The sequence below is a fragment of the Clostridium beijerinckii genome (assembly GCF_018223745.1).
GTDB lineage: Bacteria > Bacillota > Clostridia > Clostridiales > Clostridiaceae > Clostridium > Clostridium beijerinckii.
In genome coordinates, this window is sequence record NZ_CP073653.1 from 4843122 (window position 1) to 4863063 (window position 19942).

General features: G+C 29.1%; 15 protein-coding genes. 3 read left to right on the plus strand and 12 right to left on the minus strand.

What is annotated here, in order from left to right; genetic code table 11:
- Positions 1–48 precede the first annotated feature (48 nt).
- The 6 genes from KEC93_RS21880 to KEC93_RS21905 all read right to left on the minus strand — a co-directional run bounded on the left by KEC93_RS21880 (position 49) and on the right by KEC93_RS21905 (position 10957).
- Positions 49–2961 (minus strand): DNA topoisomerase IV subunit A, encoded by a 2913-nt coding sequence (locus KEC93_RS21880; protein ID WP_077868025.1) that lies wholly within the window; start codon positions 2959–2961, stop codon positions 49–51.
- Between the two features lie 188 nt (positions 2962–3149).
- Positions 3150–5099 (minus strand): DNA gyrase/topoisomerase IV subunit B, encoded by a 1950-nt coding sequence (locus tag KEC93_RS21885; RefSeq protein ID WP_012060481.1) that lies wholly within the window; start codon positions 5097–5099, stop codon positions 3150–3152.
- Positions 5100–5542: 443 nt separating this feature from the next.
- Complete coding sequence (locus tag KEC93_RS21890) at positions 5543–6931, minus strand: glycosyltransferase family 2 protein (RefSeq protein ID WP_012060482.1); 1389 nt, start codon at positions 6929–6931, stop codon at positions 5543–5545.
- A gap of 215 nt (positions 6932–7146) precedes the next feature.
- Positions 7147–8187: a rhomboid family intramembrane serine protease gene (locus tag KEC93_RS21895; protein WP_039770171.1), complete on the minus strand. Its 1041-nt coding sequence runs from the start codon at positions 8185–8187 to the stop codon at positions 7147–7149.
- A gap of 454 nt (positions 8188–8641) precedes the next feature.
- On the minus strand, positions 8642–10426 hold the full coding sequence (gene pepF, locus KEC93_RS21900) for an oligoendopeptidase F (protein ID WP_077309228.1): 1785 nt from the start codon (positions 10424–10426) through the stop codon (positions 8642–8644).
- A gap of 129 nt (positions 10427–10555) precedes the next feature.
- Positions 10556–10957, minus strand: coding sequence for a DUF6762 family protein (locus tag KEC93_RS21905; RefSeq protein WP_023973534.1), 402 nt, complete (start codon positions 10955–10957; stop codon positions 10556–10558).
- A gap of 411 nt (positions 10958–11368) precedes the next feature.
- On the opposite strand from KEC93_RS21905, the gene KEC93_RS21910 reads away from it, so the two are divergent.
- Entirely contained in the window at positions 11369–11782 is a 414-nt protein-coding gene (locus KEC93_RS21910; protein WP_077868024.1) for a hypothetical protein, read from the plus strand.
- A gap of 857 nt (positions 11783–12639) precedes the next feature.
- Here KEC93_RS21910 and dltC read toward each other — a convergent pair.
- From dltC to dltD, 5 genes are read right to left on the minus strand one after another with little or no spacing between them, the layout of a single operon-like run.
- Positions 12640–12867 (minus strand): D-alanine--poly(phosphoribitol) ligase subunit DltC, encoded by a 228-nt coding sequence (gene dltC, locus KEC93_RS21915; RefSeq protein ID WP_017212529.1) that lies wholly within the window; start codon positions 12865–12867, stop codon positions 12640–12642.
- Positions 12868–12923: 56 nt separating this feature from the next.
- Positions 12924–14078 carry a D-alanyl-lipoteichoic acid biosynthesis protein DltB gene (gene dltB / locus KEC93_RS21920; RefSeq protein WP_039770166.1) on the minus strand — a complete coding sequence of 385 codons (1155 nt, stop codon included), beginning with the start codon at positions 14076–14078 and terminating at the stop codon, positions 12924–12926.
- Positions 14078–15592: a D-alanine--poly(phosphoribitol) ligase subunit DltA gene (gene dltA / locus KEC93_RS21925; RefSeq protein WP_039770165.1), complete on the minus strand. Its 1515-nt coding sequence runs from the start codon at positions 15590–15592 to the stop codon at positions 14078–14080. Before dltA ends, dltB begins: the two co-directional genes overlap by 1 nt.
- Positions 15593–15606: 14 nt before the next feature.
- The gene (locus KEC93_RS21930; protein ID WP_017212532.1) at positions 15607–15747 is read right to left on the minus strand and encodes a hypothetical protein; all 141 of its coding nucleotides are present in this window, start codon (positions 15745–15747) and stop codon (positions 15607–15609) included.
- A complete protein-coding gene (gene dltD / locus KEC93_RS21935) occupies positions 15713–16897 on the minus strand; it encodes a D-alanyl-lipoteichoic acid biosynthesis protein DltD (protein WP_023973539.1) in 1185 nt (394 codons plus the stop codon). Before dltD ends, KEC93_RS21930 begins: the two co-directional genes overlap by 35 nt.
- 281 nt (positions 16898–17178) lie before the next feature.
- Here dltD and KEC93_RS21940 point away from each other — a divergent pair, with 281 nt between their 5' ends.
- Positions 17179–17850 carry a metal ABC transporter ATP-binding protein gene (locus tag KEC93_RS21940; protein ID WP_012060491.1) on the plus strand — a complete coding sequence of 224 codons (672 nt, stop codon included), beginning with the start codon at positions 17179–17181 and terminating at the stop codon, positions 17848–17850.
- Between the two features lie 33 nt (positions 17851–17883).
- Positions 17884–18684 (plus strand): metal ABC transporter permease, encoded by an 801-nt coding sequence (locus tag KEC93_RS21945; RefSeq protein ID WP_012060492.1) that lies wholly within the window; start codon positions 17884–17886, stop codon positions 18682–18684.
- A gap of 16 nt (positions 18685–18700) precedes the next feature.
- On the opposite strand, the gene KEC93_RS21950 is transcribed toward KEC93_RS21945, so the two are convergent.
- Entirely contained in the window at positions 18701–19819 is a 1119-nt protein-coding gene (locus KEC93_RS21950; RefSeq protein ID WP_172462704.1) for a 2-aminoethylphosphonate aminotransferase, read from the minus strand.
- Between the last annotated feature and the right edge of the window lie 123 nt (positions 19820–19942).

The window sequence follows — 19942 nt, forward strand, 5'->3', positions numbered from 1 at the left end:
CGCACCTTTTTATAGGTGCTAGGTTCTTAATTGTGCTTCGCACTTTTTTTATAGGTGTACATCTTTTATTTCATCATCAAGTGAAACCATCATTATACTTGTTCCTCTTCCAGCCCTATTTTGTAACTTAATATCACTTATATCCATTACTGATCTCTCCTTGCCTTTAGAAACAAGTGTAATTTTTGTATCATCCGAAGATAACATTACGGTATTATCATCACTTTTCTTGTAATTACTATGATACTTTCCAAAAATGACTTGATCTTCATCCCTCAGACTTATTCCAGTTACCCCTGAAGCTATTTTACCCATAATATTTACATTTTCAACCGGAAATCTTATTGCCATTCCTTTTTTAGTTATCATGATCAAGTGACCAATCTTTATTTGATTCATTTCTACAGATACAACTTCATCATCTTCAAACTTAAACTTATAGCATGCTTGCTTTAGAAAGTCACCTTCAAATTCTTTTAACAATGTTTTCTTAACCATTCCTTTTTTCGTAAACGTGTATACTCCTAAGTCTTCATCATAAGAATCAATGGAAATCAGACTTATTATCTTTTCTCCCTTTTCCATTTTACCTATAAATGCTTCTACATTTATTTCTTTATTCAAAACATTTCTCATTAAAAATACTGGTATTTTATATACATATCCTCTGTTGCTAAAGATAAGCAATTCTTTTAAAGAATTTGTTTTAACTTTTAATGAGTCTTCTTTTATCCTCTCATAGAATTTAAACTTATTCTTATCAGTAACTCCAACACTTAATTCAAAATATTCAATTTCATTAGTATCTTCTACTTGGCTAATTTCATCTTCTTCTGAGAAATTAAATAGCTGAGTAGGTAAAATATTTCTAGCCGTTTCCTCTAGATTTTTTATTTCAAGAGTGAATTCTAACCCTAGTTTACTCTTAACTTTTAGGAACTTCTCTTCTTCTTCCAATTCTCTCATGGATACGTCAATCAACTCATCACCATCTCTAAGTTTTAACGCTTGAAGTTTACCATATGCAGTTTGGAATTTATCTAAAGAACTTAACTTAATTCCTCCATGTTTTGTTATAAATCTAAATGCCTTGCTAGGATTGAAATTATCTATGGATATAGCTGCAATTATCTTCTCATTATCAAGATTTAAAGATTTAATAATCTCATCCAATCTATCCCCTTTTTCTTTCCATCTCATTTCAGGAATATTAATACCTTTTGTTTGATACATAAAACCTTTATCTGTAAATACAAGAAGTGTATCCTTAGTATTCGAATTTATTAAATATTTTAAAGAATCTCCTTCTCTATACTCAATATCTTCTGGATTAGAGCTAGATCTAGTGTAATTTTTTAATGGTATTCTCTTTACAAATCCGTCTTTAGATATTGTTACCATAACTTCTTCTACAATAATTAATTCTTCAACATCAATTTTACTTTCATTATCATCATGTATAATTTCAGTTCTTCTATCATTTCCGTACTTATCGCTTATTTCTTTTAATTCACTTTTAACAACTTTCAAAAGTTCTTTTTCACTAGATAAAATCTTCTCAAGTTTTTTTATAAGTTTCTCAAGTTGCGCATATTCTTTTTCAAATATTTCTATTTCAAGACCTGTCAACCTATATAACATAAGTTCCAATATAGCTTGTGCTTGAGCCTCAGAAAACCCAAATTTGCTTATCAAATTTTCCGATGCATCCTTTTTAGACTTTGAACTTCTAATGGTTGCTATAACTTCATCTAAAACACTTATAGCTTTAATAAATCCTTCAACAATATGATGCCTCTTTTTTGCCACATCAAGTTCTTTTTGGGTTCTTCTAGTTATTATTTCTTTCTGGTGCTCTACATAATATCTTATTATAGCCTTTAAACTCATAGTTTCTGGCTTTCCATTTGCAAGGGCTACCATGTTAAAACTTATGTTACATTGTAAATCAGTTTTTTTAAACAGATACTTTAGCACTTTATCTGCAACATCTTCATCTGCATTTTTCTTTAATTCAATTACAGCTCTTATTCCACTTCTATCAGATTCATCTCTAATATCTGTTATAGATTCCAATGCTTTTGCATGCCTCTTATCACCAGTCATTTCAGATATTGTTTGGAGAATCCTAGACTTATTTCTTCTGTATGGGAATTCTGTTATAATTATTCCGATTCTTCCATTTTCTAATTTTTCAATTGAAGTCTTTGCTCTATAAGCTACTTTTCCTTCACCAGTTTCATATGCTGATAAAATGGATTTTTCTCCTATCAAAATTCCACCAGTAGGTAAATCTGGTCCCTTTATATATTTCATAAGTTCAGAAGTAGTTATTTCATTATTATCAATATATGCCAGTACTCCTTCTGTTACCTCTCCCAAATTATGTGGAGGTATATTGGTTGCAAGCCCTACAGCTATACCAAACGCCCCATTTACAAGTAAATTAGGATATCTACTTGGTAATACTTTAGGTTCCATTTCACTATCAGAATAGTTTGGAACCATTTCTACCGTATCCTTTTCAATATCTCTTAGCATTTCCATTGCAATAGGAGATAATCTAGCCTCTGTATACCTCATAGCTGCAGCCCCATCACCATCGATAGATCCCCAGTTCCCGTGACCTTCAATTAACGGTGCCCTAGTTGAGAAATCTTGAGCTAGTATTACCATAGATTCGTATACAGATGAATCACCATGAGGGTGATACTTACCTAAGATATCTCCAACTATTCTTGCAGATTTATAATAAGGTCTATCTGGAAAGGCCTTAAGCATATATGAACCATATAAAATTCTTCTATGCACAGGCTTAAGACCATCTCTAACATCAGGAAGTGCTCTATCTTTAGCAACTTCTATAGCATATGGTAAATAATTCTCTGGCATTGCTTCTTCTAGAGGAATACCAATTATATTATTATCTTTAGGTATAATATTTTCATTCTTTTTTGCCATACTCTTCTCCTTTTTTGATGCATAATGCACAGTTCACAATTAATGGTGAAATTCCTATGGAATTTCTTTTAATTCATAACTCTCTATTTCTAAATAAGAAAGTTTTTCCTGTAGTTAGTAACTTTTTAAAGTATATAAATTTTTCAAGTTCCATGGGAACTTGTTCAAATTGTTAATTGTGAATTGATTTAAAATTCTCCGTATTTATACATATAGTTCTTTCTAGGTTCAACAATATCTCCCATAAGTAACGAAACCATCTTTTCTGCTTTTGCCGCATCTTCTATGGTTACTTGAAGCAGAGTTCTACTTTCTGGATTTAGTGTTGTATCCCATAATTGATCGGGATTCATTTCTCCTAGTCCTTTATATCTTTGAATCAGTGCACCTTTTCCAACTTGTTTCTTTGTATTTTCAAGTTCGTCATCACTATACGCATACTTAACTATAGTTTTTCCTTTAGTTTCCCTATACACTTTATACAATGGGGGCTGCGCTAAATATAAATGTCCATTAGCAATAAGCGGTCTCATATATCTATAAATATAAGTCATCCATAATGTCCTAATATGATATCCATCCACATCAGCATCACTCATTATTATTATCTTGTCATATTTTAAATCTTCTTCTCTATAATTATCCAAAGTACCTGTTCCAACAGCAGTGTTAAATATTTTTAATTCTTCAGAAGCCAATACATTTTCAAGTTTTTGTTTTTCAGTATTCATTATCTTACCCTTTGAAGGCATGATAGTTTGAAATCTTCTATCTCTGGCTTGCTTTGCAGATCCTCCTGCCGAATCTCCTTCCACAACTATAAATTCATTCACAGTTTTATCTTTCAATGTACACACAGCAACTTTTCCTGCAAGCGGTGCTGTACCTTTTCCTATTTTCTTTTTTTCTGCTTCATTTATTTTCTTAATCTTGTCTCTTCTTTTAGCTGCTTCTAATGCGTTATTAATTATACTTGTTGCTAAAGTTTTATTATCTTCTATCCATTCAGAAAATTTAGTATACACTAAATCATTCATCATAGTATATGCTTCATTATTTCCAAGTTTAGTCTTAGTTTGACCTTCAAAGATAGGATTCGTGATTTTAATTCTTACAATAGCAGTCATACCTTCTCTTAAATCATCGCCTTCAAATTCCTTATCTTTTTCCTTAACCAATCCTAACTTTTTAGACCATTCTTTAAAAGATCTTGTCATTCCAGTCTTAAATCCAGTTTCATGAGTCCCTGCTTCTGTTGTTGGAATGTTATTTACATAACTTGCAATATATTCAGTAGTTGAATCTGTAAATTGAATACATACTTCACCATATAATTGAAGTTCCCCAACAGTTCTTTCACCGTCAAAAATTATGGGCTCTTCATGAATTGGTGTTTTACTTTCATTTAGATAATTTATGAAATCTAAAAGACCATTTTCTGAGTAATATTCTTTAGTGATTTCTTGTCCTTTTCTTTTATCTATTAATTCTAATCTTATCCCTTTATTTTGGAATGCCAGTTCCTGTAATCGGCTATCTATTATATCAAATTTAAAATCAGTAGTTGAGAAGATTTCTTTATCCGGCTTAAATGTGATCTTTGTTCCAACTTTATCTGTTTTTCCAATCACCTTCAAGCTGCCAACAGATGTTCCTGGCATTTCTCTTTTTAATTCTTTATCAAAAGCATATTCAAATCTTTGTCTGTATATATTCCCGTTTTGGTAAACTTCAACCTCTAACCATTCTGATAAGGCATTTACTACTGCTGCTCCAACTCCATGAAGTCCTCCAGATGTTTTATAATTTTTATTATCAAACTTTCCTCCTGTATGAAGTTCAGTAAATACCATTTCAACTCCAGATTTCTTTTTGATTGGATGAATTCCTGTAGGGATACCTCTTCCGTTATCCAATACGGTTACACTTTTATCTTCATTTAACGTTATGGTTACTTTGTTACCATATCCGTTAGCTATTTCATCTATGGAGTTATCTATTATTTCCCATATACAGTGATGTAACCCCTTACTACCTGTAGATCCTATATACATACCCGGTCTTATTCTTACAGGTTCTAGCTTTTCAAGTGATGTTAAATCTGTTACATCATAAGCATTAGTATTTTTTAATTCCATAAAACTCCTCCATCTGAACACCAGTTCTTATTTTTTCGTAATTATTTCGCTCTATAAAATATACTGCCTTTCTGCTTTAATGTCAAAAAAAACTTAAGCAGACATCTCTAATCTATAATTTTATGATGGTCGCTTACTCTGTGAGCCCTAAATAAGCAAACGTGAGTCGAGCCTCCTTATAAAAAACGCTCTGACATTTCTTATTTTTTTAATCTTCTAAGATCTCTGTTCCTTGCATTGCATGAAACAAACAATATTTCATTATTATATCTCATTAATATTTATATTAAAATATATATTTCTAACAATACTTACTACTTATATATATTTATTTGACATTTTCATAAAACATATACCTTATCCTAATAAAAATAGGATGTCAAAAAGGTCTTTTAACCATTTTACGACATCCTGATTTCTAATTTATACTTTTGTTTAGAGTATTACACATCACATATTTCTATCTTTCTAACATGCTTAGTATGACTCCACTCTTTATTATTCTTATTTAATATACCTTGAATTGTAATTGGTATCCATGTTAATGTATATAACGCATATAACCAGAATCTAAAGAATAAAATTAATTCTTTCTTTCCTAGTAATATTCCTGTTAATATCAAGAATGCTAAGTTATAAGCTAAGCCACTCACCCAAGCAATAATCCAATTATCCATATTAGCTGTTAAATAAGGAACTACGAAAACATTACTAGAATATAATACCATCATAACTAAGAATGGTTTTGTAATTTTTTTATCAATTGTTAATATTAACGGAGTAATCAAAAATTGAATAGCCGCAAATGTCTTAAATCCAACATCACTAAACAAATAATTTATAATAAATATATTTACGCCTGTAGTATTTGCCTGTATTAAAGTTAAAACTGCTGAAATACCAAGTAATAACGTTACAAAAGGCTGCAATACATATAGTGCGCAGTCAAATATATAAAACTTTCTTTCCATTATTGACTTCTTAACAAGCTTAAAGAAATATCTTGAAGCAACATCTGTAAAACCTTGCATCCATCTTTTTCTTTGAGTCCATGATTGTTTAAGCTTTAGTGGTTTTTCATCATATATAATCGCATCATGAGCCCAACCAACTTTTTCTCCATTTAGTACAAGCTTACATGAGAATTCTAAATCCTCTGTCAAACAAGTGGCACCCCAGCCTAACTTCTTCAATGTCTTAGTTTCAATAGCAAATCCTGTTCCACCAATTTGATTAGAAAATCCTATATTAGCTCTAGCTAACTGGAACATTCTATTTTGAGTCCAAAAAGCTATTGAATAAGCAGCAGCAATCCATGAATCATCTGGATTCTTACTGTCTATATATCCTTGAACAACTTTGTAACCTTCCTGCATCTTTGAATTAATCTCTTTTAAGAAATCTTTATGTACAAGATTATCTGCATCGAAGATAGCAATAGCATCATATTGTTTTTCCATTGCAAATAACTTTGCAAACATCCACTCTAACGCATAACCTTTTCCTCTTTTATCTTTTGCAAATCTTTCACAAACATTTACCCCGTAACCTTTAGATATCTTAGCTGTATCATCTGTACAATTATCTGCAATAACGAAAACATCATACATTTCCTTAGGATAATCTAGTTTTAGCATACTCTCTATGAGACTACCAATAACAACTTCTTCATTATGTGCTGCTATTAACAATGCAAATTTATTTTTAGGTTCATAGTTCTTATTTTCTTTCTTTCTGAAAAGCCCTATAAGTCCTAAAGCTAAATAGTAACATGTTATTGCAAAAACAAAAATTTGAAAAAATGCTGTTATGGTAAAAATGTATTTTCCCATTACATTCACTCCTAATATTTAATGAGATATATTCCCATTTATTATTTTATATCTATCATCATACTATACCTATTTAATAATATTTCAATAAAAATAAAAAATCAACCCTATTTTCTTAAGATAAAATTAATATTGCCTTAATAAAATCCTTTACATTTGATTTTTTCTAGCTCAATTCATGATATTTCCCAAGCAATAAAAATATATAAATTTATCTAATTTTTCAACTGTTTATTTAATATTTTGTAAGAGACATATCCAATCAATGCTCCTCCAATAAGTCCACCTATGTGTGCATAATTATCAATATTTTTCACACTTAATCCTATAAATAAATTTATAAGTATTATCTGTAGTAAGCTAGATATATATTTTTTCTGCAATCTATGTCTTTCCATAATTGCAAAAGCTAACAAAGCTCCCAAAAGACCAAATATGCCGCCTGATGCTCCTACTGATATAGTATATGGACTTGCTAGATAACTTAATATTGATGCTGTTATACAAGAAGTGATGTAAATAACTAGATACTTTTTAGCCCCATAAATCTGCTGAATTTGTGGACCTACTATATATAAAGAATACATATTAAATGCTATATGTATAATGCTAGAATGTAAAAAGGCACAAGTTAATAACCGCCATACTTCTCCATTATTTATAAGTGCATTATATTTAGCTCCAAAGGTCACTAGTACTGAATTATTTATTGCATTTATAATTTCCTCTGACAACAACTGAGATGAACCTAATGAATGTTTAATATTATAAATATCAATTTGCATTATTATAAATATTATTACATTTATCAATATTAAAATCATAGTTGGAATTTTATACCTAAAAAATTCTCTCTTATTATCAATATTTTTCACTTTACTTTTATTTATATATAGTTCAAGTATTTCTTTTAAGGGAAGACATGATTCATCATACTTAATAACTGTATAGTTTTCTTTATCCACAATAAGTTTATTTACCATAACTGTTTTATTTACATTTGTATATTCGCCTTTAGATAAAACTATCATATTTAGAGAAAAGTCTTTTCCTAAGGTTTTTATATATTCAAAAGCTTCTAAAAAGTCTATATTTTCATTTTCATCCTCGCTTATCAAAACGCAGTATATTCCATTTGATAACTCTTTAATTGCAAGAAATATTTCTCTTTTATGAAAATCACTATAATATTGTTTCATATAGAAATTCTCTGCATTTACTAAAATTTTATAAAATTCTTCTTTAAAGTTATTCATAATACCTTACCTATTCTTATATAAAAATTCATAACTTATTATTTTATAATGCAAATTCACAATTATAGACAATTTTATTTTATGTCACAATTGTGAATTTCACATTCTATATATATCGCAAAAATAATTCTTCATCATGATTCTAAAACTATTGCAAGAATTTTAGCCGTAATTGTGAAATGTGCATTGTGAATTGCAACATATATATATTAGGCATAATCAAAAAAATAACAAGTCTATCTGCCAAGAAAAGTTCCTTGTTGCAGCATAGCTACTCTTTTCATAAGTGCCCATTTTCCATTATACTTCATCAGCAGATTGCAGTAATAGACTCGCTATGAGTCCAATCTGCTTCTTCTCCTAATGAAAAATAATCATGGCATTTGTGACTCGTTATTTTCTTTCATATGCCTTATTGAAATACATCTTGGGTTTCTGAATTACCTTGTAAACCCTAATTATCTATCATATCTAAAAGCTCATTAAATCTCTTTATTGTAGCTTCTATTGGTGCATCTGTTGTCATATCTACTCCTGCATTTCTTAAAATATTTATTGGATAATCACTTCCACCAGATTTTAAGAATCCTTTATATTTTTCTACTGCATTTTCTTTACCATCTAAGATAGCCTTAGAAAAAGCTGATGCTGCTGCGTAACCTGTAGCATATTGATAAACGTAAAAGTCTGAATAAAAATGAGGAATTCTTGACCATTCGACATCTACTTCTTTATCTATAACAATTTCATTTCCAAAGTACTTAACATTTAGATCATGCCAAGCCTTATTGTAATCTTCTGCTGTTAATGGTATTCCTTTTTCTAGAGTCTCATGTGTATATAACTCAAATTCTGCAAACATCAGTTGTCTAAATACAGTTGTTCTTATTTGTTCCAATTCTTGATTTATTAAATATAATTTTTTCTTTTCATCCTTTTCATTTTCAATTAGATAGTGAATAAGTAATGATTCATTTGTTGTTGATGCGACTTCTGCGCAGAATAATGTGTAATTTGCATAATAATATGGCTGCTCTTTTCTTGAATAATATGAATGAATTGAATGCCCCATTTCATGTGCTAAAGTTGAAACATCTCCTAGCTCATTATTATAATTTAACAAAACATAAGGCATGGTATCATATCCACCCCAAGAATATGCTCCTCCTCTTTTTCCTTTGTTTTCATATATATCTATCCAACCATCATTAACTCCACTTTTAAAGATATCTAAATACTCTGTTCCTAAAGGATTTAATGCTTTCAATACTATATTTACTCCATCATTAAACTCAATTCTTTCCTTTGGAATTTCAATGACTGGAACATATAAATCATACATATGAATTTCATCTAATCCTAATAGTTTCTTCTTAATTTTCACGTATCTATGAAGTGAATCTAAATTATTATTTATTACTTTAATTGCATTTTTGTAAACTTCTAAAGGAATATTATTAGGTTTCAATGATGCTTCCAATGCATTATTATATTTTCTAACTCTGCTGCTAAAATTGAAAGTTTTTATTGATGCACTTAGAGACGTTGCTAGAGTATTTTTCAACTTATCATATTCCCCAAATAATCTTTCAAATGCTGCTTTTCTTACCTCTCTATTTTTACCTCTTATGAATGAAGAATAGTTTCCTTCTGTTAATTCAACTTCATTACCATCTTCATCTTCTATTTTTCCAAATGTCATATCTGCATTAGTTAATATATTGTGTATTGCTGAAGGAGCATCCAAACAATCTGATGCCGCTGCTAACAATTCTTCCATCTCTTTAGATAATATGTGTGGCTTTTCTTTTAATATATCTTCGATTAAGAATTCAAATTGTTTTAATCCATCTAATCTGTTTATTTCGCTTTTAATAAAGCTATCATCTAAACTTAAAATTTCCGGTACAAAGAATGCTGTGTAACTTGCAAGCTCTGCCATATATATATCAACTTTACTCATTAAACTTTGATAAGTGGTATTTGAAGTATCTTCATCACACTTTAAATGAGCATAAATAAATAAGTTTTCTGCCTTCCTAGATACTTTTTCATTGAATTTTAAATAATCTAGTATTGCTTCTCCATTCACAAGTTTTCCTGAAAAATCTTTTAATTTAACCGCTTCATTTTTTACATCTTCAAAGTCCTTTTCCCAATCCTCTATGCTTTTATAAATCTTATCAACCTTCCATTTAAACTTATCTTCTATTTCTTCTCTTTTCTTTAAATCACTCATATAAATACACCTTTCTTTACAAAAATTTTAGTAAAATTCTAAACCTTATTTATCTCAAGAATATTACCATATATATTCTTAAGAATATGCTTTCGAAATGCACACAAATGACTATAAAATATCTTTTATCTATTCAGTATATTCAGATTCTTTTCCTTTAATAGCTTCAAATACTGCATTCATCTCATTATCTATTATAGATACCACTTCTTGTATCTTCCCTTTCATTACATCATAGTCATCCACATAATTAAATTTTATTATATATGTAGGATTGTATTCTTCTAAATCCTCTTCAATTTCATATCCTTTTTCAGTAAATGCTTTATTATTAAATAAATCATATATTGCTGAGTATTCCCATTCTTCTACATTTTTATTTGTATCGAAATACATATATACAATATCATCCAACACATAAAGTTTTTTTACAAACAATGCTCCTTCATTTACTTCAAAACTTCCTAGCTCTTTCTTTATAAATCCTGTTTCTTTATCTTTTTCTATTAATACTAAACTTGAAAAATCCATAGTTCCACCATCCTGTTATTTTTATAATAATTATTTTTATATTAGTAAATCAAAACATATATAAGTTTTATGAAATCTCCTACATTACTATTTTTAGCCATAGTTCAATAAAGTATAGACTTAATTTAAAACATATATAGTTAATTTCTCATATAAAATTATATCAAAAAAGACATTTTATAACCATAAAAATAAAACCTGGTAAACTTTTTTCCAAATATAAGACTATATTCAGAATCCACTCAGATAATAATATTTTTTCCTTAACTTTGTCATACGCTTTTGTTTTTATTATATGGAATTATATGGTAATATTTTCTTATGTTCACTCATATACTGTGAATTTAATCTTATTTATTAATTTCTTCAAACTATACTTTAGGTACATCAAAAATAAAGGAGGTATACAGTATGCTGAATAGCGCACAGATTCAAGAAGAGTACTTTGTTTATAAAAAAAGAAGAAGACGAAGACTCCAGAAAAATATTACTCTAAAAAATAAAAGAAGACTCATGTTATCTTTAACTATTTCTTTCGGAATAATAATTATAGCTTCATTCTTTATGACTCGTGATATTTATATATCAAACAATTCCAAGGACCTCGGATTTTCTGTAGAACATAGCTTTACTTCTGGCTTCTCATCAGAAAACAAACTCCTTAGAGTTCAAAAAATGTCACTGCTATATAATGATGGTGAAACTGCTGTTGTTGAAGCATCTGGACTTTCTAAGGCTGCTCCCCATAAAACCATTTCAGTTAAAGGAAGCTTTAAAAAGGATGATAAGAAAAGCTGGTGCTTAGAAAAAATATTTGACGAATAAATAAATTCATACTTATGCAATAAACTAGCCGAAATAAGGGTTAATCTTTTATTTCGGTATGCTGGAGAATAGGGCTGTGGATTTCTAACATTAGAAGTTGCACCCATTTCTGCATGCTCCTGTGGCAAGCACAGGACAAGCAAAAAGTGGAACAATTTCCAATGAAGAAATCCTACAGCCTTATTCTCAATGCAACACTGCACAAAAGATTAACCCTTTTTCTAGTATCTAGAATTTCATATCATAAATCTGATTCTTTTTTTGTATATAGATATCCAAATTTAAAACTACATTTATGTGATAACTTACCGAAATCATAAATATTTTGATTCCGAAAAGCTATGAAAATATCGCTGAAGGTTCTAAGCAGCAGGTTGTAGCCACCTTAGCACGCTCCAACTTTCAGTTTGACAAGCTAAAATGGAACAACCTACAGCTAAGAACCTTTAACAGCTCATTTTCAAATGTTTTCTTCACAAATATATTTATGATTTCTAGTGAAGATATGAACTTAAAGTTTTAGCAAATTTGTAAATACATTCATCTAATAAGTTGAATTCTTAAATTGGATATCTATATAGATAACACAATCAGAGATGAGTAATATACTTTTGTGGAATGTTTCATTGGTAATTTTGATGGATGTGATTCTTTGGCTATAAGTTGTTCCAAACGTGCTAGTTCAAAGCTTGTTCTTTGAGGCTAGCACTTTGGGTGCAACTTTATAGCCTTAGAATCCCCCATCAGAATTACCTAGAAACCGGAACAAAAGTATATTATTCATTTCGGCAAGCATACTGGTTTATTATTTTTTTGATTGTGCCTAAATGCGAGTTCACATTTAGATATCATAGATTTTATCTAGTTTCTAAGAACGCAGCCAACTTATTAACAGTTGACATATCTTCTCTTTCTAAATCTGTAGGTTGTAATTTGATTCCTAGCTTTTCTTCTATTTGAATTAAAACTTCAATTATTGCTAGAGAATCTAGTAATCCAGCTTCAAAAAGATCTAAATCAAAATCTTCTGCTATTTCATCATTTCCTGTAACTTCAGTAAATATTTCTAAAACTTTGTCTTTCATAATAGTATACTCCTTCTTATAGTACTAATTTTTTTAATTTCTTAGCTTGATTATTTCTATTTAAATAAATATCCTGAAAATATCAGCATACCAAAACATACTATGTGAAATGTTATTAAAACCTGAGCATAATTAAACCATTTCTCTTTTTTATGTTTCTTATAAAAACTTGATTTCCTCTGATAAATATCAGTTAGAACTAATGCAATTCCTTGATATAATCCATAAATTATATAGTATGCAGTTAGTCCATGCCATAATCCCATTATAAACATAGTGATAATTTGAGCCACGTGGGAAGCGATAAACCTATTCTTAAACCTCTTTTTTCTCATAGAATTTAACACAAATCTTGAGAAAATATAATCTCCAAACCATCGTGATAAAGATATATGCCATCGTGTCCAAAATTCTTTCATATCCTTACTTAAGAAAGGTTTATTAAAGTTATCTGGTGTTTTAATTCCAAAGATATAACTTGATCCAACCGCAAATAAGCTGTATCCCGCAAAATCAAAGAATAAATACATCGTGTAAGCATACATATAATTTACACTATTTAATAGTGTAATACCTGAAGGTATTTTTAACAACCAATATGTATCAATTAAATATGCTAGTATAAATTTATAAGCAATTGCAATAAATATCTTTTTCAGACCTGGAATTAAATATTCTTCTAAATATATATTCTTTTCTACTTTTCTATTTAAATCATCCTCAAATCTTTTCCATCTGTCTATAGGTCCAGAACTTAGGGTCGGAAAAAATGTTATAAAATGAATAAATGTCATAAAATTTATTTGAGTTATTCTACCATCATAAATTTCTATTACTACCTGTATTGCCTTAAAGTTTAGATATGATAAACCAATAAACCCAATATATGAAGCATAATGTGTAACCCCTGCTACTTTAGTTAATATAAGCGGAATTATTGATGCAAATAAGAATAACCAATATAAATATTTGTTATCTGTTTTTTTTCTAACAAACAAATATAAGTATATAACAAAAATTTCGCCAACTAAAAACATTGAAAATAAAGCTAATCCTAAACTTTTTCCCATAATCAAATATATCATTAAAGCCGAAGCGATTATTCCATAATATTTTGATTTAATCCCATTTAGCCCTAAAACTATGGCAGGAATAAATGTTAGTAGCAAGATATATAAGTAAAAGTAATCTCCGTATTGTGTCAACTTCATTATACTTCCTCCAATAGTTTTTTCCTATCAATCTTTCCATTTACATTAGTCGGAAATTGCTTAACAATTTTTATATTTCTAGGTACCATGTATGAAGGAATCAAATTGGCCAACTCTTTCTTTATCATTATTCCATTTTTTAATCCACTTAAGCCATTATCTTCTTTTAACTCAATAAACGCAGTTAAATATGCAATTTTTCCATCTTTCTCTATTGGAACAACAGCTGCATTTTTTATATTACTAACTTTAACTAAGTTATTTTCTATATCTTCTATTTCTATTCTAAAACCATTAAGCTTTATTTGGAAATCCTTTCTTCCACAATAATATAAATTTCCATTTACATAATAACCTAAATCACCTGTTCTATATGCTCTACATTTAGATCCATTATAATCATCATAGAAAAATGCTTTTGCAGTAACTTGTTCATTATTAAAGTATCCTTTGCTTACACTAGGACCTACAATTACTATTTCTCCTTTTTCTCCATCACCTAACACGTTGCCTTCATCATCAACAATCTTTACAACTGATGTTTTCATTGGATATCCAATAGGCAAGCTTCCTTCTTCTAACAATAATTCTTTGCTCATATCATTAGCCGAAACTGCTACAGTTGCCTCTGTTGGACCATATCCATTTACCACTCTTGTTCCCGGGAATCTATTTATAAGTTCCTCGCATAATGGCTTTGGTAATACCTCTCCTACAAATATCATCGCTTTTAAATTCTGAAGCATTGTAGAATCAAAATCTTTTTCTGCAACACACATTCCTGCAAATGAAGGAGTTGATACCCATATATTAATATCAGATTTTCTTATGTCATCAAACATATTCTTTAAGTTTGAAAGTGTTTCTTTTGAAAAACCATGTAATGTTTTCCCATAACATAATCCTGGGTAAATTGATGTTACAGATAAATCAAAAGAGTATGCAGCCTGATTCATGAATACTTCTTCTTTTTCATCTAAATTTAAATATTCTGCAATCCACTCAACAAAATTATCTAAATTGTTACTGCTTATTTGAACACCTTTTGGCTTTCCAGTACTTCCAGAAGTGAATAATATGTATGCATTTTCATCTTCTTTTACCCAATTTTCTTTTTCTACTTTAACATCTTTATATTCTTTTACTATTTCTTCAATATCTTTATCTTTTAAGATCCTTATACTTTCGAAATTGCTTTCTTTACTAAAATCAATAAGAACCTTTGGATGAACCTCACTGATAATTGCCTCCACTCTCTCTTTTGGATAGCTAATATCTATTGGTATATAAGCTCTTCCTGACTTTAAAGAAGCCATCATAACTGCCATCATTAAATTTTCCTTATTACCATATATAATAATAGGCGTTCTATCATCTTTAAATTCCCTTAATAAAAAAGCTGCTATGCATTCTGATATTGTATCTAATTCTGCATATGTCATAATATTTCCATCACATTTTAATGCGATTCTATTACTATTTGAGTATTTTTTTATGCCTTCTAAAATCTTCATTATTTATATCTCCCTTAAAATTGATTATATACAAATGGTATTTCAGCAAATGGTTCAAATGTTAATACTAGAATTGCTAAAATAACTACAATTGAACTTACTAATGCAAATCCTAAAGCTCTATTTTTCTTTATTTCGTTTATAAAGTTGCTCATCAATTTCAAGCCATCCTTTCCATCCTAGATGCATTACATCACACATAAAATAAGGCGTATATTCTTGATCTTTTAAGTTCAAAACTTCAAATCCTCTTTCTTTAGCCATTTCTTCCACTTTATCGAAAAACTCATCTCTACTTTGCTTAGTCATTCCAGTGTAATCATACCATCTTCCATTAGTTGGTGCTAAAATTATATATGGCTTTATACCAAGATCAACACAAGTGTCTAAATATAATTCATAGTCATCAAATTCTTTTGAATTCATTAAATCAACATTTTTATTTATATCTTTTTGAGATTGTAAATTATTTTTTAAATTCTTGTCATAATATGTGTCATATACGTAGAACTCATTATTAGTTACTTGTTTCTTTGCTTCTTCCTCGGCCTTCTTATGCTCTTCATTCCAATCAACTGTTCTTAGCTGTTTTTCTGATTTTTCAGGTAGTTTCTTTAACCTTCTATATAATAGACCTTTGTCTTTAAGTTCAACAATATTTTCCCTTGCAACAAAATATGGCTTAAATATAACACTTGATACTTTAGATATTAAATTATCGTTTGTATAAAGTTTTGCATAAAGCTTTTCTGGTATATATTGTGAGCTTCCTGATAAAAGCTTATCCACTCTAGCTGTATATGTCTTTTTATGTTCTTCACTTATTTCCTTATTTGATAAAAATTTATAAAATTGCACTGGTGCAAAATTAGCTTGAAAGTCTGTCCCGTCAACACCATGATCACTCATAAACCACTGAAGTGAAATTATAAATGCAACATTTGGTTTCCTCTGGGTATTCTGGCTTCCTAAATTAGATATCTGAGTCAAGTCCTGGCAATATGCTCTACCATTAGTTACGATTGTATCCATTCCTTCTACAGGGAAAAAGGTTGTAGCTAATTGTGAGACTGGTGCCCCTAACTCTGATGACCCCTCTAATATTTGATAGTTATTATTTGTAACAAATTCATTATATACGAGTCCTCTATCTTTATAGCTGCTCCCATACTCTATATTTATTTCAGTTAAATCCTTGCTTTTTAACATAGCTCCTATTTCTTTATCCAAAAAAATATTAAGTAACATAACGGTTACTACAGCTGTAATAATAGGGAATAACATATATATAAGCTTTTTTTTCATTTGTCCCTCCTATTTCTTGTTTTTCTACTACGATTTCCATTTAATTCTATACTAATTTAAGACATATTTCAATGCAAAAGTCCCTTCTATCATAGTATATAAAATCATATGATTAGAATATATTTTCATAATCAAAGGCGGCTTTCTATGACAAATTTTTATAGTACTGTAGTATAAAATAGTTATTGTATTGGATATTAATCATAATATAAAAATATATTCTATTGCAAATTATTTGCATTTGAGTGTATAATATAATAATGCTTTAAGGAGTTGATTATTTGATTACTATAAAAAATCTATCATTTTCCTATACAAAAGGAACAGATTTATTAAAAAATATTAATCTTAATATACCTACTGGAATTTATCTATCTATACTTGGTGAAAACGGAAGCTGTAAGAGTACACTAGTAAAACTTATATTAGGTCTTCTAAAACCTGATAGCGGTTGTATAAGTTTAGATTCTAATAAAATTTCATACGTTTCGCAAAGACTTGATAATTTTAATGCAGAATTTCCAATAACAGTTAAGGAAGTTTTGTCTTGCCATGCCAAGACAGTGGGAATTAAGAATTCAAAGTCCATTCAAAGTTCTCTAAAAAATGTAAACATGAGTGAATTCAGCAATAAGTTGATAGGAAACCTTTCAGGTGGACAACAGCAAAGAATTTTTATTGCTAGAGCGTTAATAGGTGATCCTGATTTAATAATATTAGATGAACCATCAACTGGAATAGATGAAAAGAGCCAAAATGAAATCTATCCTCTACTCCAAAGTTTAAATAAGGATTTAGGAAAAACTATTATCTCTGTTGAACATAACACTAAGGTTGCATTAAAGTATTCAACACACATTTTAAAATTAGAAAATTGTTCTATGAAATTATATACAAATGAAGATTTTAAAAGATATTTAGAATCTGAGGATTCATTTTACAACATAATTTAAGTAGTTAAACTATATTTAGGAAGGTAATAATTTATGTTTCAATTAGGTTTTATGCAAAATGCATTTATTGCTGGCTTTATTGTTTCTATGCTGTGTCCTTTTATAGGACTTTTTATTGTTCTTAGACGTTATTCAATGATTGGTGATACATTATCTCATTCATCTTTTGCTGGCGTAGCAATTGGTCTTGTTTTAGGGATTGACCCACTTTTAACTGCATTTTCATTTACTAGCATTTGCGCTCTTGTAATAGAATTTCTAAGAACGTATTATAAAAAATATGCAGAACTTGTTATGTCAATTGTTTTGACATTGAGTTTAGGAATAGCTATTATTTTAATAAGTAGTGGTAAAGCTTCAGCTAAAGTAGATTCATTTTTATTTGGAAGTATTTTAACTGTAACAGATTCTGATATCTGCTTAATCGCCATTGTTGGAGGAATATGCCTTATATGTCTTCTATTTCTATACAACAAATTAATATATGTAACTTTTGATGAAAATGGAGCAAAAACATCTGGAATAAACGTTAAACTCGTTAATTATATTTTTACGCTGCTTGTTGGTGCAACAATTTCTCTTTCTATAAGAGTTATGGGTATCCTTGTTGTTTCATCAATCATAGTGGTTCCAGTTGCAACAGCTATGCAATTAAAAAAAGGGTTCACTACGACCCTAATTTTTGCTATTATTTTTGGTTTTGTGGATGTTATGATAGGACTTATATCTTCTTATTATATAAATAGTGCACCTGGTGGTACTATTGCCTTAATATCGGTTATAGTTCTTCTATTAACACTAATATTTAAAAGATTTTTTAGTTATGAAGATTAGGCTAATACAGGTATTATTATATAATACCTGTAAAATACTCTTCTAATATTTTTACAAATCTCCTCATATCATCTTGATATATATCACCTATATTAGCTATTCTAAATGTGTTTTCTGAAGATATCTTTCCTGGATATATAGTAAATCCCCTGCTATATAAGTAATCATGTAATCTATCGAATTTATAATTTTTTATCTGTGGCTCAATTACTGAAGTCAAAAGCATTGATGATATGTTTTTATCTATTAGTCTATTTAAATTGAGTTTATCTAGTCCATCCCATAAAATTTCACAACACTCTTTATATCTCTTATATCTCTTCTCTATTGTCTCACCCTTAGCCTCTATTATCGCCTGCTTTAATGCATAAAGTATTTGAACTGGCGGCGTAAATCTCATTTGATAATTATCTTTAAAATATGAATATTGTTTGTATATATTAAGGTAGAGGTTTCTAGGTTTTATATTTTGAGTATTATTCAAAGCCTTCTTATCTGCTACTACAAAGCTTATTCCAGCCATACCTTGTATACATTTATTTGAACTCGATGCTAAATATTTTATATTCATCTTATACATATCTATAGGAATACCTGCAAATGAACTCATAGCATCTACTATCATCTCAATACTATATTTCTTACAAATTTCACCTAATAATTCTATGTCATTTAATATCCCTGTTGTAGTCTCATGATGAACTACCGCTAAATGGCTTATAGCTCCACAATTATTTATTTTGCTTTCTTCATTATTCTTTTTAATTACTTCTTCCAACTCTTTTAAGTTTATTGTTTCTATTTGAGAGCTTTTAAATTCTATATAATTCAAATTATATATTTCTGCAATTTCACACATTCTCTTGCCATAAGCCCCATTATTAATTATCAATATTATTTTATTATCAACTACCGAACTTAAAATCGCCTCAACTGCTGCAGTTCCCGATCCTCCAAATAATATAGTTGTATACTTTTCATTTGAACCTACTAATTCAGTAAGTTCTCTTGATACAAACTCCATAATGCTCCCAAATTCTTTTTCTCTAGGGCAAATATCTGGTACAATCTGAGCGAATTTTACTGTATCCGATGTGGTAGCTGGTCCTGGATTTAATAATATATTTCTTCTGATTTCCAAATTAATTTCCTCCTATACAGTTTTATCAAAAGCAACATCTCAGCCGCCTGTCTATTTTCTTTTATACATAAATTCTAAATAATATAATTCATTCAAAGTATCCTGTTTGCATTTATA